Below are 273 nucleotides of genomic sequence, written 5' to 3' on the forward strand. Positions count from 1 at the left end.
CGTCAAAAAGAACTTCGTGCCGGACAACACGATGGTGCTGGGGAACACTCAGGCACGCGGTCTGCGCACCTATGGCTGCATTCAGGATGCGGACGCACAGCGCGAAGGCATTAACGCCTCTGCCCGTTACCCGAAAAACTGGGTGACCACCGGCGATCCGGCGCGTGAGTTCACCATGATTCAGTCAGCACCGCTGATGCTGCTGGCTGACCCTGATGAGTTCGTGTCCGTACAACTGGCGTAATCATGGCCCTTCGGGGCCATTGTTTCTCT

1 protein-coding gene is annotated in these 273 nt (G+C 58.2%); it reads left to right on the plus strand.

Going from position 1 to position 273, the window contains the following annotated elements; translation table 11 throughout:
• Nucleotides 1–244: major capsid protein (locus SB765_RS29650; RefSeq protein WP_410932494.1), on the plus strand; the 244-nt coding region annotated here is incomplete at its 5' end.
• Nucleotides 245–273: the final 29 nt, after the last annotated feature.

It is taken from the genome of Pseudomonas sp. SIMBA_067 (genome assembly GCF_046534675.1).
Lineage (GTDB): Bacteria > Pseudomonadota > Gammaproteobacteria > Pseudomonadales > Pseudomonadaceae > Aquipseudomonas > Aquipseudomonas putida.